The sequence below is a fragment of the Streptomyces sp. NPDC025273 genome, assembly GCF_040638585.1.
Classification (GTDB): Bacteria; Actinomycetota; Actinomycetes; order Streptomycetales; family Streptomycetaceae; genus Streptomyces; species Streptomyces cinereorectus.
Genome location: NZ_JBEZYP010000007.1, coordinates 163,569 through 187,840 on the forward strand (window position 1 = coordinate 163,569; position 24,272 = coordinate 187,840).

General features: G+C 69.8%; 26 protein-coding genes, 1 pseudogene and 1 riboswitch. Of the genes and pseudogenes, 7 read left to right on the top strand and 20 right to left on the bottom strand.

The window, feature by feature from the left end:
- Window positions 1-3 precede the first annotated feature (3 nt).
- Window positions 4-189: riboswitch (cyclic di-AMP (ydaO/yuaA leader) on the bottom strand.
- Between the two features lie 358 nt (window positions 190-547).
- Entirely contained in the window at window positions 548-784 is a 237-nt protein-coding gene (locus AB0F38_RS14640; RefSeq protein WP_361891909.1) for a hypothetical protein, read from the top strand.
- A gap of 97 nt (window positions 785-881) precedes the next feature.
- Here AB0F38_RS14640 and AB0F38_RS14645 read toward each other — a convergent pair whose 3' ends face one another.
- From AB0F38_RS14645 to AB0F38_RS14655, 3 genes are all read right to left on the bottom strand, one after another.
- Window positions 882-1,508, bottom strand: a complete 627-nt coding sequence (locus tag AB0F38_RS14645; RefSeq protein ID WP_361891912.1) for an SMI1/KNR4 family protein — start codon at window positions 1,506-1,508, stop codon at window positions 882-884.
- 323 nt (window positions 1,509-1,831) lie between these two features.
- A complete protein-coding gene (locus AB0F38_RS14650) occupies window positions 1,832-2,038 on the bottom strand; it encodes a ferredoxin (protein WP_361891915.1) in 207 nt (68 codons plus the stop codon).
- 94 nt (window positions 2,039-2,132) lie between these two features.
- Window positions 2,133-3,353 carry a cytochrome P450 gene (locus AB0F38_RS14655; protein WP_361891918.1) on the bottom strand — a complete coding sequence of 407 codons (1,221 nt, stop codon included), beginning with the start codon at window positions 3,351-3,353 and terminating at the stop codon, window positions 2,133-2,135.
- Window positions 3,354-3,773: 420 nt separating this feature from the next.
- On the opposite strand from AB0F38_RS14655, the gene AB0F38_RS14660 reads away from it, so the two are divergent.
- Window positions 3,774-4,169: a helix-turn-helix transcriptional regulator gene (locus AB0F38_RS14660; RefSeq protein WP_361891921.1), complete on the top strand. Its 396-nt coding sequence runs from the start codon at window positions 3,774-3,776 to the stop codon at window positions 4,167-4,169.
- Between the two features lie 226 nt (window positions 4,170-4,395).
- Here AB0F38_RS14660 and AB0F38_RS14665 read toward each other — a convergent pair whose 3' ends face one another.
- From AB0F38_RS14665 to AB0F38_RS14700, 8 genes are all read right to left on the bottom strand, one after another.
- Entirely contained in the window at window positions 4,396-4,848 is a 453-nt protein-coding gene (locus AB0F38_RS14665; RefSeq protein ID WP_361891924.1) for a flavodoxin family protein, read from the bottom strand.
- 145 nt (window positions 4,849-4,993) lie between these two features.
- Window positions 4,994-5,812, bottom strand: coding sequence for an enoyl-CoA hydratase/isomerase family protein (locus AB0F38_RS14670; protein WP_361891927.1), 819 nt, complete (start codon window positions 5,810-5,812; stop codon window positions 4,994-4,996).
- Window positions 5,809-6,999 (bottom strand): cytochrome P450, encoded by a 1,191-nt coding sequence (locus AB0F38_RS14675; RefSeq protein ID WP_361892191.1) that lies wholly within the window; start codon window positions 6,997-6,999, stop codon window positions 5,809-5,811. The genes AB0F38_RS14670 and AB0F38_RS14675 overlap by 4 nt, the downstream gene beginning before the upstream one ends.
- 232 nt (window positions 7,000-7,231) lie before the next feature.
- The gene (locus AB0F38_RS14680) at window positions 7,232-8,620 is read right to left on the bottom strand and encodes a cytochrome P450 (protein ID WP_361891930.1); all 1,389 of its coding nucleotides are present in this window, start codon (window positions 8,618-8,620) and stop codon (window positions 7,232-7,234) included.
- A 68-nt stretch (window positions 8,621-8,688) separates the two neighbouring features.
- Window positions 8,689-9,279 (bottom strand): ATP/GTP-binding protein, encoded by a 591-nt coding sequence (locus AB0F38_RS14685; RefSeq protein ID WP_361891933.1) that lies wholly within the window; start codon window positions 9,277-9,279, stop codon window positions 8,689-8,691.
- Window positions 9,254-9,628 (bottom strand): DUF742 domain-containing protein, encoded by a 375-nt coding sequence (locus AB0F38_RS14690; RefSeq protein ID WP_361891936.1) that lies wholly within the window; start codon window positions 9,626-9,628, stop codon window positions 9,254-9,256. Before AB0F38_RS14690 ends, AB0F38_RS14685 begins: the two co-directional genes overlap by 26 nt.
- A complete protein-coding gene (locus AB0F38_RS14695) occupies window positions 9,625-10,029 on the bottom strand; it encodes a roadblock/LC7 domain-containing protein (RefSeq protein ID WP_056789331.1) in 405 nt (134 codons plus the stop codon). Before AB0F38_RS14695 ends, AB0F38_RS14690 begins: the two co-directional genes overlap by 4 nt.
- Window positions 10,026-11,258, bottom strand: coding sequence for an ATP-binding protein (locus AB0F38_RS14700; RefSeq protein ID WP_361891939.1), 1,233 nt, complete (start codon window positions 11,256-11,258; stop codon window positions 10,026-10,028). The genes AB0F38_RS14695 and AB0F38_RS14700 overlap by 4 nt, the downstream gene beginning before the upstream one ends.
- Before the next feature lie 622 nt (window positions 11,259-11,880).
- On the opposite strand from AB0F38_RS14700, the gene AB0F38_RS14705 reads away from it, so the two are divergent.
- A complete protein-coding gene (locus tag AB0F38_RS14705; RefSeq protein ID WP_361891942.1) occupies window positions 11,881-12,696 on the top strand; it encodes an SAM-dependent methyltransferase in 816 nt (271 codons plus the stop codon).
- A 67-nt stretch (window positions 12,697-12,763) separates the two neighbouring features.
- Here AB0F38_RS14705 and AB0F38_RS14710 read toward each other — a convergent pair whose 3' ends face one another.
- The gene (locus AB0F38_RS14710; protein ID WP_361891945.1) at window positions 12,764-13,831 is read right to left on the bottom strand and encodes a glycoside hydrolase family 43 protein; all 1,068 of its coding nucleotides are present in this window, start codon (window positions 13,829-13,831) and stop codon (window positions 12,764-12,766) included.
- A 332-nt stretch (window positions 13,832-14,163) separates the two neighbouring features.
- Here AB0F38_RS14710 and AB0F38_RS14715 point away from each other — a divergent pair, with 332 nt between their 5' ends.
- Window positions 14,164-14,745 (top strand): MSMEG_1061 family FMN-dependent PPOX-type flavoprotein, encoded by a 582-nt coding sequence (locus tag AB0F38_RS14715; protein WP_361891948.1) that lies wholly within the window; start codon window positions 14,164-14,166, stop codon window positions 14,743-14,745.
- 258 nt (window positions 14,746-15,003) lie between these two features.
- Here AB0F38_RS14715 and AB0F38_RS14720 read toward each other — a convergent pair whose 3' ends face one another.
- A complete protein-coding gene (locus tag AB0F38_RS14720) occupies window positions 15,004-16,572 on the bottom strand; it encodes a pectate lyase (protein WP_361891951.1) in 1,569 nt (522 codons plus the stop codon).
- A gap of 45 nt (window positions 16,573-16,617) precedes the next feature.
- Between AB0F38_RS14720 and AB0F38_RS14725 the strand changes: the two genes are divergently transcribed.
- The 3 genes from AB0F38_RS14725 to AB0F38_RS14735 all read left to right on the top strand — a co-directional run bounded on the left by AB0F38_RS14725 (window position 16,618) and on the right by AB0F38_RS14735 (window position 18,103).
- Window positions 16,618-16,812 carry a hypothetical protein gene (locus AB0F38_RS14725; RefSeq protein WP_361891954.1) on the top strand — a complete coding sequence of 65 codons (195 nt, stop codon included), beginning with the start codon at window positions 16,618-16,620 and terminating at the stop codon, window positions 16,810-16,812.
- A gap of 433 nt (window positions 16,813-17,245) precedes the next feature.
- The gene (locus tag AB0F38_RS14730) at window positions 17,246-17,578 is read left to right on the top strand and encodes a GYD domain-containing protein (protein WP_361891957.1); all 333 of its coding nucleotides are present in this window, start codon (window positions 17,246-17,248) and stop codon (window positions 17,576-17,578) included.
- Between the two features lie 6 nt (window positions 17,579-17,584).
- A complete protein-coding gene (locus AB0F38_RS14735) occupies window positions 17,585-18,103 on the top strand; it encodes a flavodoxin domain-containing protein (protein WP_361891959.1) in 519 nt (172 codons plus the stop codon).
- 78 nt (window positions 18,104-18,181) lie between these two features.
- Here the strand turns inward: AB0F38_RS14735 and AB0F38_RS14740 are convergent, their stop codons facing one another.
- The 7 genes and pseudogenes from AB0F38_RS14740 to AB0F38_RS14770 all read right to left on the bottom strand — a co-directional run bounded on the left by AB0F38_RS14740 (window position 18,182) and on the right by AB0F38_RS14770 (window position 24,196).
- Window positions 18,182-19,531 carry an FtsX-like permease family protein gene (locus AB0F38_RS14740; protein WP_361891962.1) on the bottom strand — a complete coding sequence of 450 codons (1,350 nt, stop codon included), beginning with the start codon at window positions 19,529-19,531 and terminating at the stop codon, window positions 18,182-18,184.
- Window positions 19,532-19,579: 48 nt separating this feature from the next.
- Window positions 19,580-21,118 carry an ABC transporter permease gene (locus AB0F38_RS14745; protein WP_361891965.1) on the bottom strand — a complete coding sequence of 513 codons (1,539 nt, stop codon included), beginning with the start codon at window positions 21,116-21,118 and terminating at the stop codon, window positions 19,580-19,582.
- 2 nt (window positions 21,119-21,120) lie between these two features.
- Window positions 21,121-21,858, bottom strand: a complete 738-nt coding sequence (locus AB0F38_RS14750; protein WP_361891967.1) for an ABC transporter ATP-binding protein — start codon at window positions 21,856-21,858, stop codon at window positions 21,121-21,123.
- Window positions 21,859-22,129: 271 nt separating this feature from the next.
- Window positions 22,130-22,789, bottom strand: coding sequence for a DUF4389 domain-containing protein (locus AB0F38_RS14755; protein ID WP_361891969.1), 660 nt, complete (start codon window positions 22,787-22,789; stop codon window positions 22,130-22,132).
- Window positions 22,790-22,794: 5 nt separating this feature from the next.
- Window positions 22,795-22,935 (bottom strand): annotated as a pseudogene (locus AB0F38_RS14760) (BON domain-containing protein); the annotation flags it as partial.
- Window positions 22,936-22,943: 8 nt separating this feature from the next.
- On the bottom strand, window positions 22,944-23,597 hold the full coding sequence (locus AB0F38_RS14765) for a CBS domain-containing protein (RefSeq protein WP_361891971.1): 654 nt from the start codon (window positions 23,595-23,597) through the stop codon (window positions 22,944-22,946).
- Between the two features lie 416 nt (window positions 23,598-24,013).
- Window positions 24,014-24,196, bottom strand: coding sequence for a hypothetical protein (locus tag AB0F38_RS14770; RefSeq protein ID WP_361891973.1), 183 nt, complete (start codon window positions 24,194-24,196; stop codon window positions 24,014-24,016).
- Window positions 24,197-24,272 lie beyond the last annotated feature (76 nt).

The following is a 24,272-nucleotide window of genomic DNA, read 5'->3' on the forward strand; positions in this document are numbered from 1 at the left end:
GTGAATTCCTCTCCGCCGCCTGCGAAGTGAGCTGTCGGGTTCGGGCTGGAGATGCCCGGCCGCGTGTGCATGCGACTTCACCCCGAGCCGCTCCGGGTACCGGATCGGCACTTACCTGGGTCCCCCGCTCCTGCCGTACGAGATGTGGTCGGGTTCCCGGACGGCGGCAGGATTCGGCGTTCCATCCGGAGTGAGGGTGACCGTAGGCGAGGAATAGCGAAAGGAACAAGCCCCGAATTCGTGATCACAATTCACTTGCAAGATCGATCCATCGGAATTCATGTAATCAACCCCACACCCACGATGCCAACCTTCTTGGCGCGCAAGGGAACCGGTCGACATGTCGATGCGTCCGGGACCCGCGGGAGTGACCCTGGTCACGGGGTCCGAAAAGGGCGATTTGCGACCACCTGAAACCACTCGGGTCGCACGAAATGGCCTTTTATGAATTACGGGATGAATTACTGATAACTCACTAAATCGGGCATACGGCTCATTGGTACGTTTCAGGGCATATCAGCGGCAGCCGCGTGGAATCGATCAGCGCATGACCGACAGCGCACGCCCTCACCCCACGAACCCGCGGATCACCGTCCTGCCCGTCCAGCCCGGCGATCCGCCGTTCCGCATCATGGAGATCGACGGAGAGATGGCCGGCCGGGCGACCTCGATGACGGACGTGCTGTTCATCGCGCGGGCTGCCGGCATCAGGGTCCATGACCTCGACGACCCGGCGGCGGTCCGGTGGGTGGGCGGCGGCAAGTTCACCTGGAGGCCGCACTGAGCCCGGCGCACACCGCACGGGGCGTCGCCCTGCCTGCGCGCCTCCCCGACCGTGCGTCCACGCCGCGCCACCACACGAGCATCGTGGCGCCGTCGCCTCAGCCGGCCGGAAGTTCGCCGGTCCAGGGGTCGAGGCCCGCCCTGCGTCGGGCCCGCTGGACGACCCGGCTCACGAACGCGTGCGACTGGCGCCCCCTCATCCCGTCCACGCTGAGGGGGACGGACTCGAAGCTGCCGGCCAGCAGCCTCCGGAGGAACTCGGCCATCCCGAAGCGGTACACCGCGAAGGTCGGCACGGTGTGCCGGCCGCAGACCACCACGGGCCAGCGGTCGGGGTCCTCGTCCGTCGTCAGCCAGCAGAGGATGTCCGCCTCGGTGGTCGTACCCCAGGCGAGCAGCGCACCGGGATCGAGCACCAGATCCGTCCCCGCAGGATCGGCCCAGACCTCGTCGGCCTCCACCCGCCACACCTCGCGGACGGCACCGGTCCCGTCGGCCATGGCATCGGCCGGGCGGCACCCGTCCGGCGCGTCCGCGGGCAGCGGCCGGTGCACGACGATCACGTCGTCGACCGACCCCTCCCCGTAGGCCCTCATGAAAGCCTTGTAGTCGGCGGGGAAACAGGCCCCCCACCGTGCTTCCGCGACGGCCCAGTCGACCTGCTCGTCGGTGCCGTACGTCGTCGGCAGCAAGCGCTCCAGTGCCTCGATGGGCCGGGGGATCACCGGCCGCCTCCCCGTACGCGCACACCTCGTAACGCGCATCCGTGCCCCGGATTCCGGCCGCTCACGCTCCGTCCCCACACCAGCGACTCCCCGCCTGTCCCGTGGAAGGACCTGTTCCTCCCTCAGGCCCAGCGACCGGCGGGCCGCGAACATCACACCGGCCGGCCCGGAACACCCCCGCGGGCGGGGTGGGGCCGTGCTGGTGTCCGGGAAGAGTCGCCGGCGCCGGGCCTGCTCGGTGGCGCCGGTGCGGGATTCCGGGCGCCGCGGCTGTGGTCAGTCCGCCGCGGAGGCTCCGACGACCAGGACGGATGGGGGCTGGTTCACGTGGCCTCGGCCTCGTCCAGGCCGATGGCGGCCGCGGGGCACACCTCGGCCGACTCGCGGACCGCGGTGTGCAGGCGGGCCGGTGGTGCGGCGTCGAGGAGGACGACGATTCCGTCGTCCTCCCGCTGGTCGAACACATCCGGTGCGACCAGCACGCACCGGCCCGCGCCGCAACAGACGTCCTGGTCGACGGTGACGTTCACGGATGCCTCTGGGCCGGTGCCGGTGGGCCTGAGCGCGCCTGCCGCGCTCGGGTCCGCTCGTTCTGCGTCCGCTTCCGGTGACGGCCCGCCGCGCTCACCATCTGACCGGCACCTCGGCCAGCCCGCCGACGATCAGCCCCTCCAGCCGGCGCAGGCCTTCTGCGGGAACCGCGAGTTCCAGGGAGGGGAGCCGGCGAAGGAGCACGTCCAGCACCGTCTGCAGCTCCGTGCGGGCCAGGGCCTGTCCGAGACAGGAGTGGGCACCGGCGCCGAACGCCAGGTGAGCGTTGGGCGTGCGGTCGAGCATCATGTCCTCGGCACCGTCGAACACGGTCCCGTCGCGGTTGGCCGCGGCCATGCTGCACAGCACGGTCGTTCCGCGTGGCAGTACCGCCCCGCCCACCGCGGTGTCCTCACCGATGTACCGCGGCATACCGATTCCGGGGTTGGCGTCGAAACGCAGCGCCTCCTCCACCGTCGAGCGCACCAGCGACCGGTCGGCCAGCAGCCGCTCCCAGCGGCTCCGGTCGACGAGCAGCATGGCCACCATCTTGGCAATCATGTTGGCGGTCGTCTCATGGCCGGCGACCAGCAGCGCCTGCCCGGTGGCAACCAGCTCCCGGTCCGGCATCCCGCCGCCCCCGGCCTGCCCGGATCCGATCAGGGAGCTGAGCAGGTCGTCGGCGGGCCTGGCCCGCTTGGCGTCGATGTGACCGCTCATGTAGTCGTCGAACTCGGCCTGCGACGCGGCGACTTCTCTTTGGGTGTAGCGATTGAGGTTGAGAACGCTGTCGGACCAGTGGGCGAATCTCTCCCGGTCCGAGTCCGGCACACCCAGCAGGTCGCAGATGACCCACACCGGCAGCGGGAACGCCAGCGACGACTTGAGGTCCGCGGGGTGCCCGTGTTCCAGCATGTCGTCGATCAGCCGCTCGGTCATCGCCTCGATGCCGGGCCGCAGCGCGGCCATGCGCTTGGCGGTGAACCACTTGACCACCGACCGACGCCACCGCTGATGCTCCTCCCCTTCCTGGGGAAGCGCGGTGACCATGCCCTCGTTGAACACGCCGCCGGATTCGCTGTCGGAGATCCGGGCCGCGTCGTCGGCGTTCAGCAGCCGGGAGAACCGGGGGTCGGACAGGACCTGTTTGACGTCCTCGTACCGGGTCAGCAGTGACGCCTCGTCACCGCTGGGCAGCTTCACCCTGGCCACTGGACACTGCTGCCGGAGACTCGTCCATTCCGCCGGGGGCCCCAGGGCCGTGGGGCCGGAGATCGGGTAGCTCAACACCTCTGATACGTCAGCCGGTTCCATGAGCCCTCTCCCTCGTCCGAAGCCGTCCTGAGGGCGTTCAGGCAATCCGTCCGGCCGGTCCCGGTCAAGCAACCGACGCGGCGATGGCCGAGATGGCCCCACTCCCGCCGCCGGGGGTTCCGCCCCGCTCCGCCCGTCCGCGACCCGCTCCAGGTGGACGTGGTGGTGGTGATTCCGCTTCCGGTGGCGGCCGGTCCGGCAGGGGCCGGAGGGATCCAGGAGGGCGACTACGGCTCCGACGGACGATCGGACTTGGCGGAATCCCGCCGGGCCGTCCCGTCCTGCGGAGCGCAGCCCGGGACGCCTTCGGGATCGTCGGAGCGACGAGTCGAAGGCCATCGCCGTCGCGGACCGCCCCACCGTACGGTTGCCGGGCAGCCCCTCTGCGGGGCAGAACTCCCTGCGCCTAAGGTGTGGCACATGCAGTCCTACACGATCGGGCAGGCGGCGCGTCTCCTCGGCGTCAGCCCCGACACCGCCCGCCGCTGGGCGGACGCCGGCCGGGTCGCGACCCATCGCGACGAGAGCGGGCGCCGGCTCGTCGACGGCCGTGATCTGGCCGCGTTCTCCGTCGAGGTCGCCCAGGCGGGCACCGGCGAGGAGGAGGTCTCGTACACCTCCGCGCGCAACGCCTTCCCGGGCATCGTCACCGCGGTGAGGCTCGGTGACGTCGCGGCCCAGGTCGAGATCCAGGCGGGCCCTCACCGGCTCGTCTCGCTCCTCACCCGGGAGGCCGTGGAGGAGCTCGGCCTCGAGGTCGGCATGCAGGCCACCGCCCGTGTGAAGTCGACCAGCGTGCACATCGACCGCACCTGAACCGCCCGGCACAAACGCCCCCGCCGGGCCGCCACCGAGGCCCCCCGGCCCCGCGGAACGGCGGGGATCCGTCAGTGCCTCGTTCCGCGCCCGGTGCGTGAGCGTCTCCCCGGTGCGCCCGGGCGGCCCCGACGTCCGGTGGGACGAGAGCGGGGGCACGTCCTGCCGGGTATGCGCGAGGCGGGCCGGACGGCCGAGCTCGGCAGCCTGTGACGGGCGGGCCCGGTCAGTCCATCAGCCCGGCGGCGATCGTCGCGCCCAGTTCCCAGCACGCCTCGATGTCGGCCTTGCCGGGCTCCCCCGTCACCGTCACGGCGTCCGCCGCACGGCGCCAGCCCAGGCCGGTCGTGATCGACTCCATGCCCCGCACGGCTCCGGTGACGTCGTTGCCTCCGTGCACGTAGTAGCCGAAGGGCCGGCCCTGCGTGGAGTCCAGGCAGGGGTAGTACACCTGATCGAAGAAGTGCTTCAGTGCACCGGAAAGGTAGCCCAGGTTGGCCGGGGTGCCGAGGAGATAGCCGTCGGCGGCGAGCACGTCGGACGCCGTGGCGGCGAGCGCCGCGCGCCGGACGACCTGGACGCCCTCGATCCCGTCCGTCGTGGCGCCGGAGACGACGGCCTCGAACAGCGCCTGGCAGTTCGGCGACGGAGTGTGATGAACGATCAGCAGAGTGGCCACGCCTACGAACCCTGCCGTCCCCCGCCCTCGGCCGCAAGCCGGATCCCGGCGGGCCCGAGGCATGGGGCGCGACGCGACGTCGGCACCGCCCGCCCTCGCACCCGGACGGGCGACGGCACGACGCGGTGGGGCGACGGCCGCCGCTTCACCGGACCGGGACCGGATCAGCCCCGCCGGTGCCGCGCGTCCGCCTGGTCGCTGCGGCGACGGAGGCCAGGAGCTCGGCGTCCAGCAACGAGGGATCGCCCAGCCGGGTGGGCGCCGCATAGGAGTTGAGCACGGCCTTGGTGACCCGCAGGGCGGCCTCGGGGCGGCGGACCATGGGCCTGGTCCACGCACGTACCGCCTCGTCGAGCTCGTCCTCGGGCACGACGCGCTGCAGGACGGACAGGCTGAACGCCTCCGTCGCGTCGAAGGCCCGGCCCGTGAGTATGAGTTCGCGGGCGCGAGCCGCACCCACCTCGTGGATCAGCCGGGGAAGGACGCCGCCCCAGGCGGTGGGCAGCCCGAGGGCCAGCTCCGGCAGTCTGAAGCTCGCGGTGTCGGCACCCACCCGCAGGTCGCAGGAGAGCGCGAGGGCGAGACCGGCTCCGATGACCTTGCCGTGCACGGCGGCGACGGTCACGGCCTGGCTCGTGGAAAGGGCCTCGCAGACCCGGCGGGCCTTGTCGCCCGCGATGCGGATGCCGCGCCCGGTGGGGTCGTCCTCCAGCCAGTCGGCGAACTCGGCGCGGTCGCCGCCGAGGCAGAAGTCCTCCCCGGCTGCGCTCAGCACGAGCACGCGTACCTCGGGGTCCGGCACCGCGAGGACGTCCAGCAGACCGTCCAGCATCGCGCCGCTGACAACGTTTCCGTTCTCGGGGTCGTTCAGTTCCACGCGCAGGACGGGTCCCTCGCGCAGGGTGCGCACCGGCCCGGCGGCCGGTTGCTGCGACTGGAGGAAGCCGGGCATCGAGAGCTTCATATCGCCACGCTCAGCGAGGTGACCCGTCGGAAGACCATGCGGGAGGCGAACACGGGGGGCGACACGGCCCGCAGCGTGGGGAAGCGGCGCAGGAGCTGGGTGAGCATGGAGCGGGTCTCCAGTCGGGCGAGGGCGGCGCCCAGACAGTAGTGCGCACCGCCCCCGAAGGTGAGGTGGGTTCCGGCACGCAGGATGTCGAAGGTGTACGGATCCGGGTTGCGCCGTGGGTCATGGTTGGCGGCACCGTACATCACGTGCACCATGGAGTCCTTCGCCACCGGGACCCCTGCCAGCACCGTGTCGTCGGCGGCGACGCGGGTGTTGATGTGTATGGGCGGGTCGTACCGGAGGGCCTCGTCGATGGCCGCATCGATGTGCTCGGGGTTCTCCCGCAGCCAGGTCCAGCGGCTCGGTTCTTCGAGCAGGTGCCACACCACGGACGAGAGCAGCGTGGCGGTGGTCTCCAGCGAGGCGATGGTGATGAACATGGTCAGCCGGTAGAGGACCTCGTCCGCCGCCTCACGGTCGGGTTCGAGCTCGTCCCAGGTGCGTATCCAGCCGCTGAGCACGTCGTCCCCGGGAGTGGCGCGCCGTTGCCGGATCAGCTCGGTGAAGTACGCCCTCAGTCGTATCGTCGCCTCCGCGGAGACGGCGAGCTGGCTCCTGCTGGGCAGCAGCTCCTGTGCGTAGACCTGGTCGTGCGTGATCTCCAGAAGGTGCGGGTAGTCCTCGGGGGGAAGGGACAGCCACGACCCGACGGTGCTGATCGGCAGCTGTTCACTGACCGTCTCCGCGAAATCGGCCGGACCGGCACGCAGTCGCTCCGCCAGGTCGTCGAGGAGGCGGGTGACGTCCCGGTCGACGTCCGGGGTCATCCGCTCGATGGTCGATCGGTCGAAGAGGTTCCCCAGGCTGCGCCGCTGGCACGTGTGCTCGGGGGCGTTGAGGCGCGAGAGGGTCTTCGTCATCTCCTGGGTGGCGGGGGCCTCCCAGCGCTCGGTGTGCGCCTGCCGCTCCTGCCACGCGAAGTCCGGTGCCAGCCACTCGCGGCCGCGAAGGACCTGGTTGCACGCGTCGAATCCGGTGACGAAGTAGGCGCCTCCCCAGGGGGCGGGCACGACGTCGCCCTTGGATCTGAGCTCACCCAGGAGGGGGTAGGGGTCGGCCTGTCCGTCCGGGGAGTTCAGGCGCCTGAGGAGTGAGACAAGGGTGCGGCGATCGACGGGGGGTCTGGCGGTGTCGCTGATGGTGCTCACGCAGAGATCCTTGCCTTGACGCCTGGTTACCGCCAAGAACCTCCCCTCCGCTTATCGGTACCATGCATGAATCGGTGTTGTCCATGTCACAGTTGGGGCGTCTGTTGCCACCGCGACACGTGATGATTGCGTGAAGCACGCGACGCGGTGGCAACAGGGAGGCTCACACCCGGAAGACGTCCAGGAAGGAACTCCACCAGCCCTTGGTCTTCCTCTGCGGCTCCGTGGCCTCGCGGTACGTCGGCGACGGACCGACCCGATCGACCATGAGCGAAGCGGACGCGGACTGTCCACTTGTGGAGGTATGGCGCATCGCGCTGGGCGTGAACCGGACCGGCAGCGATACCAGGGCCCGGTGGAACGGCCCTGGACGCCATTCCGCTTCCGAGGCGGGGCGGGCCAGCGTCAGGTCCGGCAGGACATTGAGGATCTTCTCGATCGCGGTGAGGGCGATGAGCTGGGCGGGAGACTTCGCCGGGCAGACGTGAGGACCCGCTCCCCAGGCGAGGTGGGCGCCCTTGCTCAGGGTCCGCCGCGCGGCGGTGAGCGCGGGATCACTGTTCGCCGCCGCGAAACTGATCAGTACGGGAGTGCCCGCCCTGAGTATCGTGTCGCCGAGCTCGATGTCCCGGACCGGGAAGTGCGTCGCGTAGTTGGCGATGGGCGCGTTGTCCCAGAGCACCTCGTTGAGCGCGTCCTCGACGAGCATCCCCGAGCCTGCCCGGTCCGACCCGGGGACGTCCCCGGCCAGCATCAGGAGCAGCGCGTTGCCGATGAGGTTGCGCTCCGGCTCGACGCCCGCGCCCATCAGCATGACGAGCTGGTCCTTGAGCTCCTCGTCCCGCAGGCCCGCCGGGTGCTGGATGAGCCAGGACGTGATGTCCTCGCCGGGCACCCGCCGCTTCAGTGCGACGAGTTCCATCAGACAGGACGTCAGCTCGGCGTTGGCCCGCAGCACGTCCTCGCCGTCGAAGATCGCCGACATGTAGCGGGTCAGACGGTCACCGATGTCGCTGGGGCACCCGAAGAGCTGGTTGAAGAGCAGCAGCGGCAGGAGCTTGGCGTAGTCGCTGAGCAGGTCGGCGCTGCCTCGTTCGATGAACTGGTCGATGAGGTAGTCGGCGATGCGCTCGACATCGCGGCTCAGCCGGCTCGCGTTGAGACGGGCGAGGCTCTCGGTGACCGCTTTGCGCAGGCGAAGATGCTCGGTGCCGTCCGTGAACAGACAGTTGGGACGGTAGGCCATCATCGGCAGCACCGGGCTGTCGAGCGGGATCCTGCCCTCCTGCAGCGCGGTCCAGCGCCGGGAGTCGCGGGCGAAGAGCGCCGGGTTCTGCAGCACGCGCAGGGCCGCTTCGTGTTCCACGACCAGGGTCGCCTCGACGCCGGGTGCCAGCTCGATCGGCGCGACGGGGCCGTGTGCCCTGAACGCGTCGTAGACGCGATGGGGATCCGCCGCGAACTCCGCCCCGTACAGGGAGGTCTGCCGTCCCTGGTGCATGGGGCACTCGGGGGGCGGGGTGTCGTCAGTGGCTCTCGGACGAGAGTCCATGTGTGCTTCCTCTGCAAGATTCGCGGGGCCGTGGCGGGCACCGCGGTGGACGGCGGAAGAGAACGATGTCAGGCGGCCCGGGCGAGGAGATGCCGGACCAGCGTGATCAGTGTCCTCGCGGACGAGTCCCGGTCCCGGGCGTCGCAGTACACGACCGGGGTGTCCGGCAGCAGGTCGAGGGCCTCACGCAGCTCCTCCTCCTCGTGCCGGGTGTGGGGGTCGAAGCTGTTGACCGCGACGGCGTACTCCAGTCCGTACTTCTCGACCAGGTCGATGACCGGAAACGTGTCGGCGAGCCGGGCGGGGTCGACGAGGAGCAGGGCGCCGAGCGAGCCGCGCGCCATGTCCTCCCACAACTCCACGAAGCGCTGCTGGCCGGGTGTACCGAAGAGGTACAGCACCAGCTCGTCGCTGAGTGTCAGACGCCCGAAGTCCAGCGCGACCGTGGTGGTCTGCTTGCCCGGAGCGCCTCTGAGGTCGTCGATGTCCGCGGCGGCCTGCGTCATCCGCTCCTCGGTGCGCAGCGGCTTGATCTCGGAGAGAGTACCGATGAGCGTCGTCTTGCCCACGGCGAAGTGCCCGATGACCAGGATCTTCACCGCGCGCTGTACCGCGTCCGGCACATAGATGTTCTCAGCCGAAACGGGCCTGGAGTCCATGCAACACCTCCTCGAGGATCTTCTTGTCAACGAGCTGAGCGGGGGGCGGGACCTTTCGTCGCAGTAAGTGCCCCTGGTCTGTCAGGTCCTTCAGCAGGAGGCGCACCACGCCGACCGGGAGTTCCAGACGGCCGGCCACCTCGGCCACCGACAGGTAGCCGCCGGAGCACAGCTCCCAGATCGCCCGGATCTCGGGGCTCGGATTCCGGTACGGCTCACGGTCGGGAGCGATGGTGACGAGCGTGACGAGGGTCAGCTCGTCCGGCTCCGGCAGTCCGCGTCCGCCGGTGATGACGTAGGACCGGACGAAACCGCTGCTGACCTGCTGTTCCTCGCCCGGCGACGTCACGTGCCGCTTCCCGCACTCTGGCGCGGAGGTGTGGACATCGCCTTCCCCAGAGCGCTGACCAGCTGCTGCATGCGGAAGGACATGGCCTCCATGTCCACGTCGGCCACGGCGGCGGCGGCGAGGTAGGCCCCGCTGCCCGCCGCGATGAGGAAGATCCAGCCGCCCTCGTACTCGAGGAGTGTCTGCCGCCATCTGCCGGGCGACTGCCGTCCGACGAAGGGGGCGACGGCCCGGCTCAGTGACTGCATCGAGCTCATCGCGGCGGCGACGGTCTCCGCGTCGTCCCTGCCGATCTCGTCGGAACTGGCGAGCAGCAGGCCGTCGGCGGAGACGAGGATCGCGTGCTGAGCGCCGGGTACCTGGAGTACGTCGTTGAGCACCCAGGACAGATCGGGGTTCACTGGATCTCAGGTCCTTCCATGGTCGTCATGTCACGCCCGGACCGGGTTCCGCGCTGGAATGCGCCCAGTCGGGATGCCGTGGCCTCGTTGCCGGGCGCCGGCTCAGGCTCGGAGCCGGCCGGAGGCACCACGGAGACGGGGCTCTGCCGGCGGCGCTTGGGCAGGCCGCCGGCGGTGGTGTCCTTGACCGTGGGGCGCGCGGCGGCGGGCTGTACGGCGGAGGGGAAGAGGGGGGTGGGGGCCGGTGCGGGGGCCTCCTGCAGCGAGTGCGCCGGCGCCTCCTCCCACACGTCTCGGGCGGCGGGCGGCGGAGGCACGTCGCCGCTCAGCAGCTCATCGGGCAGGAGAACCACTGCGCGCACGCCTCCATAGGGGGATACCGAGTCGACCGAGACCTTGAATCCGTAACGGGCGGCCAGCAGGCCGGAGACGGCGAACCCGAACTGCGGGGGGATGCCCAGGCTGGAGACGCTGATCGCGGCCTGGGGGGCGAGAAGTGCCGCCGCGCGGTCCTTCTCCTCCTGGGCCATGCCGAGGCCCGCGTCGTCGACGATGATGCAGACGCCCCTCGGGACCGCCTGGATGTTGATCTCGACCGGGGTGCCGGGCGCGGAGTAGTTGGTCGCGTTGGCCAGCAGCTCGGCCAGAACCACCGCCACCGGCTCCACGGCGCGGCTGACCACCGAGAAGTTCACCTGCCCGTTGATCCGCACCCGGTCGAACTGCCGGATACGGCCCTGGGCGCTGCGGGCCACGTCGTACGCCGAGGCGACGGTCTCCCGCCGTCCGAGCCAGCCGCCGCACAGCACCGCGATGCCCTGCGCCCGTCGGCCGAACTGGCTGTTGGTGTGGTCGACGGCCATCAGATCCTCGAGGATCCGGGGGTCGTCGCCGTACTTCGTCTGGGCCTTCTCGATGACCAGCTGCTGTTCGTCCGCGAGACCCTGCAGGGTGCGTACCGCGGCTTTGAGGACTGTCTTCGTCTCCTCCTCGGCGTCCTTGCGGACCTCGGACAGCTCGGTGTCGTGACGACGGGACAGGTCGGCGTTCGCCGCCTGGAGCTGTTCCCGGTGCTGCAGCAGCGTCTCGCGCTCCCGCAACAGTTGTGCGTTCTGTCTGCGCAGCCCGATATTGGTCATGCGAGCCCGCAGGACGGCGCCCACAGCGACCAGGGCGACCAGCGCTACGACAGCCAGTGCCCAAGTGGTGGGGCCGTTGGGAAATGTCATGAGACTCACTTCAAGTGCCATGGCTATGGATACGTCTTGGTACCCGCTCGGCATGCCGCACTGACCGGGGCTGGAAGTACCACGGCGCGGGCATGGCCGGGAAGGCCACTCCAAAAGTGGAACTACGGAATGCACCCCTCGGGGTGCCCCCCACACCGTCAGCCCAACTGGAAGTTAGATGATCTTATCATCGTGCGTTTGGGTAATTCCCTATACCTACCGTGCACTTACTGCCGTAATGGGACCCCGTGGCGTCATGGAGACCGTGTGAAGGTTTCGCGGGGGTGCGCACGGCTGCCTTGCCGGGACGAGGCGTCCGTGGCTGAAAGTGAACGCGAACCGCCCCTCGCACGGATTGCGCACGCCACCCGGGAAGGGGCGCGAGGGCGGAAGCGAGGCAGGTCGGGACGGCCTCCCCCGCGATGCCGTCGATCACCGCGTGGGGCGGGCCGGAGAACCATGCACAGGGCATGAAGAGCGTGTTCCGGCCGGAGGGCGACATCCGTGCCGCGACCTCGGGGACGGCTCGGGCCCGGACGAACTCGGCTTCCTTGAGAACTCAGTTGCCTATTCTGGGTGCGAGCGGATCAACCACATCTTCTTCACGCACCTGGAGTTCGCCATGTCCCGTCCGGGCAACGACGCCACCGCGCCGCACATCGACACCAGCAAGCCCCATCCCGCGCGGATGTACGACTGGTTCCTCGGCGGCAAGGACAACTACCCGGTGGACGAGGCGATGGGCCGGCAGATGCTCGCCGTCGAACCCGGTGTCCCGGTGATGGCGAAGGTGAACCGTGCCTTCATGCACCGCGCCACCCGCTGGCTGACCGGCCAGGGCATACGGCAGTTCCTCGACATCGGGACGGGGATTCCCACCGAGCCCAACCTCCACCAGGTGGCGCAGCAGGCGGCACCCACCACCCGGGTCGTCTACTGCGACAACGACCCGATCGTGCTGGCCCACGCGGAAGCGCTGCTGAGCGGCACCCCGGAGGGTGCCATCGACTACGTGCAGGCCGATGCCCGTGACGTGGACGTCATCCTCGAACACGCCGGCAGGACGCTGGACTTCGGCAAGCCCGTCGCGCTGTCGCTGATCTCGCTGCTGCACTTCGTGAGCGACGAGGACGGCGCCTACGAGCTGGTGGACCGGCTCACGGGCATGCTGGCGCCGGGCAGCCATGTGGTGATCTCCCACCTCACCGCCGACTTCCATCCGGAGGAGGCCCGCCAGGTGGATGAGATGTACAGGAGGAACACGCTCACGCTGGCGCCGCGCGACCGCGCCCAGTTCGCCGCGTTCTTCGAGGGACTCGACCTGGTCGAGCCCGGCATCGTGGCGGCCGAGGCATGGCACCCCGAGCTCGGTGACCCGATCCCCGGCCACGAGAACGTCGTCAGCGCGGGCTACGTGGCGGTGGGGCGCAAGCCGTAGCCGGCTGTACGGCGACAGTCCCGGGCGGGTGCCCGGGACCCACGCGGGAAGCGCCCCGGACCCCGCCCTACTCGAAGAACTTGAGGCTCCAGCCGGTGTCGGTGGTCGGGCCGGGGACGTCGGCGCGGCTGTAGGTGGTGTCGCCCCACCAGGCGAACGTGCCGGTGTACCAGTACCGGTTCTCCCACGCGTACGGCGTTCCCTTCGCGACCGCGTGGAACATCAGGGGAAACCTCGGGCCGGCGGGCGGGCTGGTGCCGATGTCGCCGTTGAGCAGGACGAAGCTGTGGTGGCCGGGGCCGTTGACGTACAGCGTCGGGTCCCAGCCCGACATCATCGTCGCGCGGTCGGAGCCGAACAGGCAACCGTTCGACTTGTACCAGTCCCAGACGTACGTCGGGTCGCCGCCGGCCCGCAGTCGCAGGTCGGCCAGGCAGTACTGGTCACTCCAGCTGCCGTTGGCGGAGTACACGATGTGCAACTGTCCGTCGGGGTCCCTGACGGCCTCGGGGCTCTCGTTGATGAACGGGTTGCCGACCACCCGCTCCCAGCCCTCGCGCGGCTGCGAGATGACGTACCGCGCGCCGGTCGGCGTGGTGGGACTGCTCATCCGGGCGATGTAGAGGTTCTGCTCCACGTCGGTGTCACCGGCCCAGCCGGACCAGACGAACCAACGCTGCCCGTTGAAGGTGAACAGCGTCCCGTCGATGGCCCACTTGTCGTCGGGCAGGGCCAGTCGCGTCTCCCTGGTGTATCCGCTGTCCGGGCCGGCCGAACTGATGACGTACATCCGGTGGGCCGATCCACGGCCGGCCGAGAAGTAGATGTAGTACCGGCCGCCGTCCGTCACGATCTCCGGCGCCCAGACCTCACCACGGCCGGCGGTGTCCGACCACACCTGCCGGGCGGGCGCCGAGGCCAGAGCGGCCGTGGACGACGCCTGCCGCACGGCGATGCCCCCACCGGTCGACTGCACCGATACGTAGGTGCTGCCGACCCGGATCACACTCGGGTCCGCGGCCCGGATGGTCTGTTCCGCCTGCGCCGGTTCGGCGGACGACAGGGACATCACGGCAGCGAGGACACCGCAGAGCACGACGACGGCGGCGCCGGAGAGAAGGCGAGAGAGCTTCATGGTCCCCGTTCCATGGTCGGCCTCCGCCGCGACCCGGAGCCGACGGGGGGATTTACATCGATGGAAGAGCACTCCCCCCAGCATCTCCACCGGTCCTGGACATGTCAACGCCCTGAGCGCCCGCGCGCCGACGGGTCGCGCCGCGCGTACACCCCTTGAGGGCGCCCCCTTCACGGCGTCGTCAAAGCTTCAAGTAAGGTGACCCTAACATCAGAGAATCAGCCACAGACCCTGGCACGAACCGGACCCGGCCGGAACCCGATGCGGGCACGCCCGGCCCGGGCCGGGCCCCGCCCTCCGGCCCTTCGCCCTCCCCCGACCTCGGAGTTCGCATGTCGCACGGCCCCTCGCCCACCCTCGCCACGGCTCCCGTCACCCGCGAGGGGTACGTAGAAATCGGCTCGGGCGCGGCACTCCGTGAACTGCTCGGCACTCCGCACCCGATCGTCATCGAGAAGGTCAGGCAACAGCTCGACGCCGAGGATCTGGCCGTGCTGGCCGACTCCTCGTTCTGCGTGCTGTCCACCTCGAACGCCGCGGGCGACTGCGACGCGTCGCCGCGCGGCGACGTCCCCGGATTCGTCCACGTCGTGGACGGCTCGACGATCGCCCTGCCCGAGCGCCAGGGAAATCGCAGGGGCGACAGCCTGCGGAACATCCTGGAGAACCCGCGTGCCGGCCTCCTCCACCTCGTCCCCGGCAGCAAGGAAGTCCTCCGGCTCAACGGCCGGGCACGCATCCTCACGGACGCGCCGTTCTTCGACCTGATGACGGTGAAGGGCCGCCGCCCGGACCTCGCGATCCTGGTCGAGATCGACGAGGTCTTCAAGCACTGCCCGCAGTCCCTCCAGCGCTCCGCGATCTGGCATCCGGAGACCTGGTCCACGGCATCGGCATCAGCGCCGGCGGCGTAGGCCGGTCGGCCCGGATCATGCTCGACGTGCGGTGGCGAGGGTGCCCGACCCGGCCCTTCGCCGCCGACGGACGGGGCGGGGCCACGGGGTACGGCCTGCCGGGTCCGGCCCGTCGGCGGTCGGGGGCCGTCGCACACGACGGCCCCCGTGCCGGACGTCGGGGCGGGTGGAGGTCGCGGCGTGGTCGCCGGCCTGCCCTGCTTCGGGTCCGGGCGCTTCGCGTGGTGCCGGTCCCGGACGGACGCCGGGACCGCACCACTAGCCGGCGTACGTCTCGTACTCGGCGATCTTCGGTGTGCCGGTCGAGCTGGTGATCTCGAAGGTGATCTTGCTCAGCGAGGTCCGGGGGACGGCGATGACGCCCGCACCGCTGCCGGAGGTCAGAACGGCGCCGGTGTCGCCGTTGAGGACCCTCCAGGAACCGATGCTGCCCGCCGAGCCCGATGCCTCACGGATGTTGATGCGGGACACGGTGGTGGCCGAGGACCACTTGACCGAGACGGAACCGGTCGATCCGGCCGGCGACCAGTAGGTGCTCAGGCTGCCGTCCCGCACATTGCCGAAGCTCGTGCCGCTCGCCTTGCTGGAACCGTCGGCGCCGGCACCGATGCTGAGGTTGGTCCCGCCGGGCTGGGTCGGGTCAGGTGTGGGGGTCGGGTCAGGCGTGGGCACGGTGGGGTCCGGGGTGGGAGTGGTAGGCGTCGGAGTCGGCGTCTGCGGCGAGCAGTTGCCGTTCGAGACCTTCAGTCCCTTGTCGGCACCCGCCGTCTGCGTCACGATGTCCGGCACGCAGCCGGCCGCATCGAGGCTGAAGGAGTACGGGATGCTGACCGTGGTGTTGGACCGGGGGTCGGGCCCGGCAGGGTTGTTCTCGCTGCTGCGGCTGGACCAGGTCACGTTGTCGAACGTGTTGCCGCCGACCTGCCAGTAGCCGGCCGCGTCGGTGTAGAAGGTACCCAGGACGTCCTTGGAGTCCTTGAAGTAGTTGTTGTCCACCTTGGCGCGGGCCCCTGCCCGGGAGTTGATCCCGGACTCGTTGAGCTTCACGTAGTAGTTGTTGTACATGTGGGCTATGCCGCCACGCAGCAGGGGCGCACGGGAGTCGATGTTCTCGTACAGGTTGTGGTGGTACGTGATGAAGCCGTTCGAGAGCTCGGTCTCGCTGGACCCCACGAGGCCACCGCGACCGGAGTTGCGCAGGGTGCTGTAGGACAGGGTCACGTACTGGGTGTTGTCCTTCATGTCGAAGAGGCCGTCGAAGCCCTCCGACTCGCCACCCGACGCTTCGAGGGTGGTGTGATCGACCCAGACGTTGCGGACGTCGCTCTCCATGCCGATGGCGTCACCACCGTTGGACGTGGGCGAGCCCGACTTCTTGACGTTCCGGACGGTCACGTTCTGGATGATGATGTTGCTGGACTCGCGGATGTGGATGCCCAGCTGGTCGAACACGGCTCCGCTGCCGACCCCGACGATCGTGACGTTGCTGATCTGCTTGAGCTCGATCACGCCCGCGGCGGTGTTGCAGCTGTCGCCCGACACCTTGGTGGTGTTGCCGTGGTTGATGGTCCCCTCGACCTCGATGGTGATCGGCGTGCTGCTGCCGGCCCGGCCGCACAGGGCCTGGTGGATCGCGGTCCCCGTGGTGGCCCGCACCGTCTGCCCGCCCGCACCGCCGGTGGTGCCACCGTTCTGGGTGGCGTAGCCGGTGGCACTGCCCGTCACCGCCGCCGAAGCCGAGGGCATCGACACGACCACACCGGTCGCGGCCGCCAGGGCCGTTGTGGCCAGTGCCGCGTAGAGTCGCAGCGCGACTGGTCTCCTCATGCTCATTTCTCCCTGTTCGTTCGGATGTCGAGACAGTTAAGTGTCATGCGCATGTCATTACAGGCCGACGAAAAGCCGCCGGACCGTGCCGAGCGGGGCCTGACCGGCCCGGCCACGGTGTCGTTCCTCGCCGCGATCGAGCCGCCGTTCCGTTGCGACCCCGCCCGCCCTCCCAGGCGCGCCGCCCCATGGTCGCGCTCCCACTCCCCGCCGGCGGGCCGCCGGATCGCGACGCCCTGACCAGCACGACCGGGCCCGCACGGACCGGTGTCAGCCCATGCGGAAGTCGCGGCGGGCGCCGTGACGCCACACCCACCGGAACGAGGCCCAAGAACGGGGAAAGCGCTTTCTGTCCGTGACAATAGAGCTGCTCCTGCGGACCTGACAAGGCTCTTGCCGTATGCGGAATGAACACCTCCGCCAACCGCTCTCCGCGTGATCCCGGTCGGCCGGGGAGCGAAAGGCGTCGAGCGGGCAGCGGTGTGTCCGCGTGCACGTCCCCGGACACTGCACGGCGAAGTCTGCTTACTCCGGAATCAGGTTGGAAAAGGCTCACTCGCCGTCACTGGTGGGCTGTGCCGGTCACAGTGCCCGCTGTTCGGGGGATCTGCGGGACTATCCGGCGGCTTTCAACCCCGCGCGGGCATCTGTGAGGGGAACGAAGGAGAGACTGATGCCGCTCTATCTGTCGAGGTTCAGCTACACGCCGGAGACCTGGGCGAGGCTGATCGAGCACCCCGAGGACCGCGCCGAGGCCGCTCGGTCGTACATCGAGTCCGTCGGTGGGAAGCTCCACGGCTTCTGGTACGCCTTCGGTACCCATGACGGCTATAACCTGTGGGAAGCTCCGGACAACGTGTCCATGGCTGCGGTTGCGCTGGCGATCAGTGGGGGCGGCGCGCTCAGCTCTTTCGAGACGACCGTTCTCCTGACCGTCGATGAAACATTGGATGCTCTGGGCAGAGCCGGGCAAGTCCGGTATCGGGCTCCCGGCGCGGAGCGGTGAGTTGCAATGGTCTCCGTTGGGGTCCTCTGCGCGTCCGAGCACCACTCCACGCAGGAGATCGCCGACCGGATCGGTGAGCGATTGCGCCTGAACGGACACCATGTGGAGATCCAGGCGCTGCCCGCGTCCTCCGAGGGGCGAGGGCCCTCGCCGGGCGATGCGCTTGTGCTGGGCAGCGCGGTCCATGACGGCGCCTGGCTGCCAGCGGCGGAGGGCTTCGTCAGGAGCAACGCTGATCGCATGGGCGACCAGCCGACGTGGATGTTCAGCGTCGGCATGGCCGCGGCTTTGCCCGGGCTGTTGCGCCGGCTTGCCGAACGCAAGGTGCAGCCGCGTATTCCTGCTCTCGTCGAGGTCGTCCGTCCTCGGGACCATCGGCGTTTCTCGGGCGTGATCCGGCGCGAGCACCTCGACCGGAAGGGTGTCTTGTTGTTCCGGTTGCTCGGCTGTCGCTACGGGGACCACCGGGATTGGGCGGCGATCGACGCCTGGGCGGACGACATCGCCCGAGAGCTCGACGCATGACGAGGCGGCGGTGCGCCGGGAAGTGGATTTCGTGCCGGCGGCGCCTCACCGGGTTGGCCAGATGAGCTGGGTTGCCCGTCATTCGGTGACACGGACCGCGAGGGCCGGGCGGATGGCGGCCGCGCGCCGCGCCGGCCCGATCGTGGCCAGCAGCGAGGCGGCGAAGGTTGCTGCCGCCAGGCCGCCAACGCTGGCCCATTCGACGGGGAACCCTCCTTCGAGGCCCTCGAACGCGGCGCTGTTCTGGTACATCAGCCAGGTCGTCAGCACGCCCAACAGGGAACCGAGCACGATTCCCTCCACCGCGACGAAGGCGCTCTCCCACAAGAAGGACCGCTGCACGGTTCGCGCCCGGAAGCCGAGGGCCCGGAGGATTCCGATGGTGCGGCGGCGTTCGCGTACGGCTCGGACCATGACCACACCGAGGCCGGTGATGCCCACGCCGAGGCCGAGGACGAGGAAGCCCTGCATGAGGCGGAAGAAGGCGGTGCTGGAGTCGAACTGGCGGCGGATGTCCGACTCGATGGGTGTGGCGACCAGGCTGGACGAGAGCTGCTCGCCCTGCAGCCTGGTCGCCAAAGCGTCGGGGGTGGTGCCGGGGCTGGTTCGCACCAGCGCGGAGGCGTTCTGTGCCTGGGCGCCGTAGAGCTCGCGGGTTGCCTGCTCGCTCATCACCACGGGGTATGTGGTGGAACTGGCGCCAGTGCCCGGGTAGAAGAGCAACCCGTTGCTGAGCACGCCGGCGATGACCTTCTGCTCGCTGCGGCCCGTTCGGGGATCCGTCAGGGTGAGGGTGTCTCCGGGGTCGTAGTAGTCGCCTGCCGGGCCGCCGGTGCTGCCGAAGAAACCGTCGAGCACGACGAGGCGGGGGTCGGAGGCGAGAGCCCGCCATACCGCGGGGTCGTTGGCCAGGCCGGGCAGCCGCTCTCGGAACGTGATGCCGGTGATCGCCCCGTCGGGTACGCCGACGACCGCGGTGTCCAGCGGTCGAGGGCTGCGGCCACCCGGATCCGTGGCCCGCCCGGTGGCATTGAGCAGTGGCGTCACGGCGGAGATCCCGGCGGCCGAGGGGCCGGCCCGCAGATCGGGGACGAGTCGTTCGTCGGCGACCTGCGGGTTGTAGTCCAGTCGCAGGGAGTATCCGGCGGTGGCATCGGCGACGACTCCGTCGACGCCGGCGCGGAGAATGCCCGAGATCTCCGTCAGGAGCACGAGGACGAACACGATCAGGGTGTACATCACGAGCGTCGCGCCGGTCCTGAATCGTTTCGCCAAGGGATACGCGACGGCGAGCCGCGCCGCCAGGCCGCCTTCCGTCGGGCGCTGGAGGAGTCGCCGCACGGGGCGGAGGAGCGTCTTCTGGTTGTCGCTGACGAGCACCACGGCGGAGAAGGCGGCGAGGGCGCCCTGGATGACGTACACGGACATCGACGGCGTGTCGAAGATGCGGGGGCGTACGACGGGTGCCAGGAGCGTTCAGGCGAGTACGGTCCCGGCGACCAGGGTAGTGACCGTGTGACGGGGGAGGACGCGCAGCAGCGCCGGGGTGGCGAAGACCAGGGCGAGCGCCGGCATGAGGTACGTCGCGTCGGGCTGGCTGCGCGCCACGGCCGGGGCCGCCACGAATGCGCACAGGACGGCCAGGGCGGTGGAGACCACGAGCGAACGGCGGCGTGGACCCTGCCCGGGCGTGGCGGGGAGGTCGCGGATGGCGGCGATGATGTTGAACCTGCTGATGCGCACGCTGGTCGCGAGGATCGCGGCGAAGGCGACGAGCAGGCCCATGGCGAGTCCGTTGAGGACGCTGGTGGGCGTGATGGCGAACGCGATGCGGATGCTGCTTCCGCCGACCGACCAGCCCTGGAAGATCTGCGCGGCCACCACGGCGACGCCCCAGCCGACGGCGACCCCGATGGCCGCTCCCGGCACGGCGGACAGCAGCGCGTACGTCGCCCCTTCGAGAGTGAAGGCCCCGACCAGCCGCGAGCGCTTCATCCCGACGGCCCGCACCATGCCCATCTGGGATTTCCGCTCCTCGCCGAGCATCACGAAGATGTTCACGAGAAGTAGTGCGCCCGCGATGATGCTGAAGCTGCCGATCATGAGGAACAGGGCTCCGAGGGAGTCTCCGGCTTGCTTGGCGTCCCGCAGGACGGTGTGCTTCGGGGTGTCGATCGCCGTCTGGCCGGCGAGCGGGCCCAGAGTCTGCCGGATGTCGGTGGTCACGCGGTCGGTCAGGGCCTCGCCACTTTCGACGCCGCCTCGGTTGGACACGAAGGTGACAGAGCGCGGCTCCGCTCCGGCGCTCCGGGCGGCGGAGTCCAAGGCCTTCGGTGGCAGGAACACGTCGCGGTTCAGTCTGCCGCCCAGTCCCACGCCGGCAAGGCCCTGCTCCGGCACCACACGCTCGACCCGGTACGTCTGCGGTGCGCCGAACAGGTACACCGTGATCGGATCCCCGGCTCCCACGCTCAGGGACCGGGCCAGCGGTTCGTTGACCACGACCTGGCCGGGCTTCGGGTTCGGTCCGCCGAGACCGGAGTCGCCACCTGCCGCGCCGAAGCGCGACGCCTGGTCGAAGTCCATCTGCCAGGCAAGGACGCGCGGCTCGGCGACCGTTCGGTCACCGGCACCGCTGACGGCCGATGCCTGGGCGGCCTGGGCGTTCAGGACTCCGTCGACGTCCGGATCGCCGGCCAGGTCGGCCAGACGTCCGGTGACGGCGCGCCCGGTCGGTCCGGGGGGCGCGACGACGCGTTCGTCCACGGGTCCCAGGGTGCGGTACGCCTCCTGTCGTACGGAGAAGTTCAAGGTGTCGCCGACGACCAGAGCCCCGATGACGATGGCCGTTCCGAGTATCGATCCGCCGATCACCAGCGCGGCCTCGGTGCGCCGGCGGGCGACCTGTCGGAACGCCAGCCGTCGTGACACTGGCTGCCGGACGGCCACCAGTACCAGGGCCGCGAGAGCCAGCGCCAGGACGGTGAGCAGCGGGACGAGGAGGTTCGGGTACATGGTCAGCCCATGGGGATGTCACTGATCGCGGCCGGGGTGGTGACGGCTTGGTGGACGTCGTCGACCAGTTGCCCGTCGCGCATCCGGATCAGTCGGGGGACGCGGGCGCCGATGGCGTTGTCGTGGGTGACCAGGACGATCGTCTGGCCCTCGTCCTGGTTGAGTTCGCACAGCAGGTCCATGACCTGGTCGGCCATCGTGCTGTCGAGGTTGCCGGTCGGTTCGTCCGCCCAGACGATGGCGGGCCGTCCCGCGAGGGCGCGGGCGATGGTAACCCGCTGCTGTTCACCGCCGGACATCTCGCTGGGCCGGTGCTCGACCCGGTGGCCGAGACCGACCCGGTCGAGTATGTCCAGGGCCCTGCGACGCGCCTTGCACGGCCGGGTGCCCACGAGCAGCAGGGGCAGTTCGACGTTCTCCACGGCGGAGAAGACCGGTATGAGGTTGAACGCCTGGAAGACGAAGCCCATGGTATGGGCCCGGTGTTCCGTGCGCGCCGCGTCCGACATGGCGAACAGGTCGTGGCCGTCGACCTCCACCCGGCCGCCGTCGATGTCGTCGAGGCCGGACAGGCAGTTCAACAGGGTGGTCTTCCCAGAACCAGACGGTCCCATGACCCCCACCATCTCCCCGTGGCGCACGAGGAGGTCCAGGTCGAGCAGGGCCGTTACCTCGACGGAGCCCGTCCGGTAGATCTTGCTGACGCCGGTGGCGACGAGGAGCGCCTGGTCGGTGTTCATGGTCTCCATCCCAACCTTCGGAGGGAGCGCTGCGCTACGGCCGCCCAGGCCCGAGAAGGGGCCGAAGGACCCAATCGCCGGAGTGCCTCGGGAAGGCCGTTCCGAGCTGTCCGCCGACGCTGTCCATCGGCGCGGGCAGGCGTCCGCCGTCAGACGTCTGTGGCGGCTCGGGCGCGTCTGCGGACAGCGGTGGCGGCCAGGCTGCCCCGGCCGTCGCTGTGACGGCGAGGAGGACGAACCCCCACGTGTAGTCGTGGGCGAGGAGGCGCCGTCAGCGCGCGGCACCCACGGTCGGCTCGTGACCGCCCTGGTCGAGCCGGAAGGGCGGGTAGGCGTCCGTCATGAGGCTCGCGTAGGCGGCGACGCGCAGGACCCAGCGGTTCAGGCCGACGACCAGGGCGAACAGGTCACGCGGATACCGGTCGGTGAAGGCCACGGCGAAGCCCGCGATGAGGGTGAGGAGCGTGATCAGGCCACCGCTCCACCAGTGCACCTCCATCCCGCCGGTGAAGAAGGCGATCACCAGGTAGTGCGGGATGGCGAGCAGCCACCACTTGACCAGCACCTGCGAGCGGGAGAGCCGCTCCGGGTAGGCGATGTCGAGCCGGGCGGGGTAGTCGGGTTCGGGGCCCAGGCTGAAGGCCGGGTAGCGGTCGGTGCCGAGTGCTGCGTACGAGTAGTACGACACGCGCCATGACCAGCGGAGTACGCCGAGGTTGAAGTCGAACAGGCCCCGGGGGAAGCGTTCGGTGAACAGGATGGCGAAGAACGCGATCACCGTCACGACGAAGAAGGCGATCCAGAGGAAGAACAGCACGATCCAGTGCGGGATCACGAGGATCCATTTGACCAGCCACAGCCAGCGGGACAGGCGGCTGTCGAGTTCGGCCGTCACCGTCACGGGAGCGTGAGGTGCACTCAGGTTGTCCATGATCGTCACTCCCTCGACAGGTCGTCTTCCTCGTACGTGAGCCGGTCGACGACCCCCACGACACCGTCGACGCTGTTGCAGAGCCGGAGCAGCACCTGAGCGAGGCTGCGGCGGCGGACCGTGCCGCTGAGCGTGACCCTGCCGTTCTTGGTCATCACGTCAGCGACGGTGAACGGCTGGGTGGCCATGACTCTGTCACCTCATCGCGCGTAGGGTCAGGGTTCCGCGCCGTGTCGTCCTCGTGGAAGGAGAGCCGGTCCACGACGGCGACGACGCCGTCCACGCGCTCGGCGAGTCCGACCAGCGTCAGGGCCTGACTCCGGCGCCGGACTCGGCCCCCCAGCGACACCACGCCGTCGAGGACGTGCATGTCCACCGCGTCCGCGGGCAGCTCCATGACATCTGAGAGGACGTCCTCACGGATGCGGCGCCGTATCTCCGAGTCCGGGCGGAGGTAGACACAGAGCAGATCGCGGCGGGTCACGATGCCTACCAGTCGCTCCTCCTCGTCGACCACGGGAAGGCGCTCGACTCCGCGGCGCACCATGAGCCGTGCCGCGTCCGCAACTGTCTCCTCGGCGTGAACGGTGACGGCCGGCGTGGTCATCAGGTCCCGCACAGCCAGCTTGTGGCGGGCAAGGAGGTCGCTCTCGGAGACGACTCCGACGACATGGTCGTCGTCGTCCACGACCGGAACCCCGCTGATGTCGTGCTCGGCGAGCATCTTGGCCACTTCCTTGAACGACGTCGCAGGGACGGCGGAGAGCACGTTGTCGGTCATCAGACCGCCGACGTTCATATGCTTCATCACCGCGCCTCCCGTTCGAGGGTCCGAAGGGTGCTTCCTACGTCACCACCCTCCGACGCGCGGGCGGGGCCTGCGAGGGCCGAACGGCCCACCCTCAGGACTGAACGGGCTCGTCATTGCAGGGGTCGCGTCCCGCCCGGCCGAGGGCGGGGACCGTTGGTCCCGTCATTGCCCCAGCGGCCCTCCGGCCTGTCGAGGCCAGCTGCCAGAGTGGAAGAAGGTCTCTCGGCCCTTGGGAGGAGAAGCCATGAACGGAACCACAGCCCGCTCCGGCCTGAGCAGGGTGGTCGTCGGTGTGGACGGATCACCGTCCGCAGACGTGGCGGTGATGTGGGCGGCGGCTGAGGCGGCGCTGCGGGGCAGCACTCTCTCAAGGGGAAGGCGAGTTCACCGGCCGAGGGTAGAACTCGGTTCGCTCACCGGCACGGTGAGCAGATGACGTGGGTGCTGTTCAGCGGCAGGGCGCCGTGGTGCGGTGCGTCCAGCTCCGCCGTGAGGGCGGCCACGACGGCCGGGAACCCGTCCGGCCGCGCGGACGGCCGCGGCCGGAGCGCCCGCCGGTCCGCACAGCTGACGCCGGACGCGATCGAGCCCTTCACCACGCCGTCCGCGCCGCCTGGCAGGGAGCTCAGCGGCCACCTCGGCGCGGACCCATGGACTCGCGGCGCACCACCG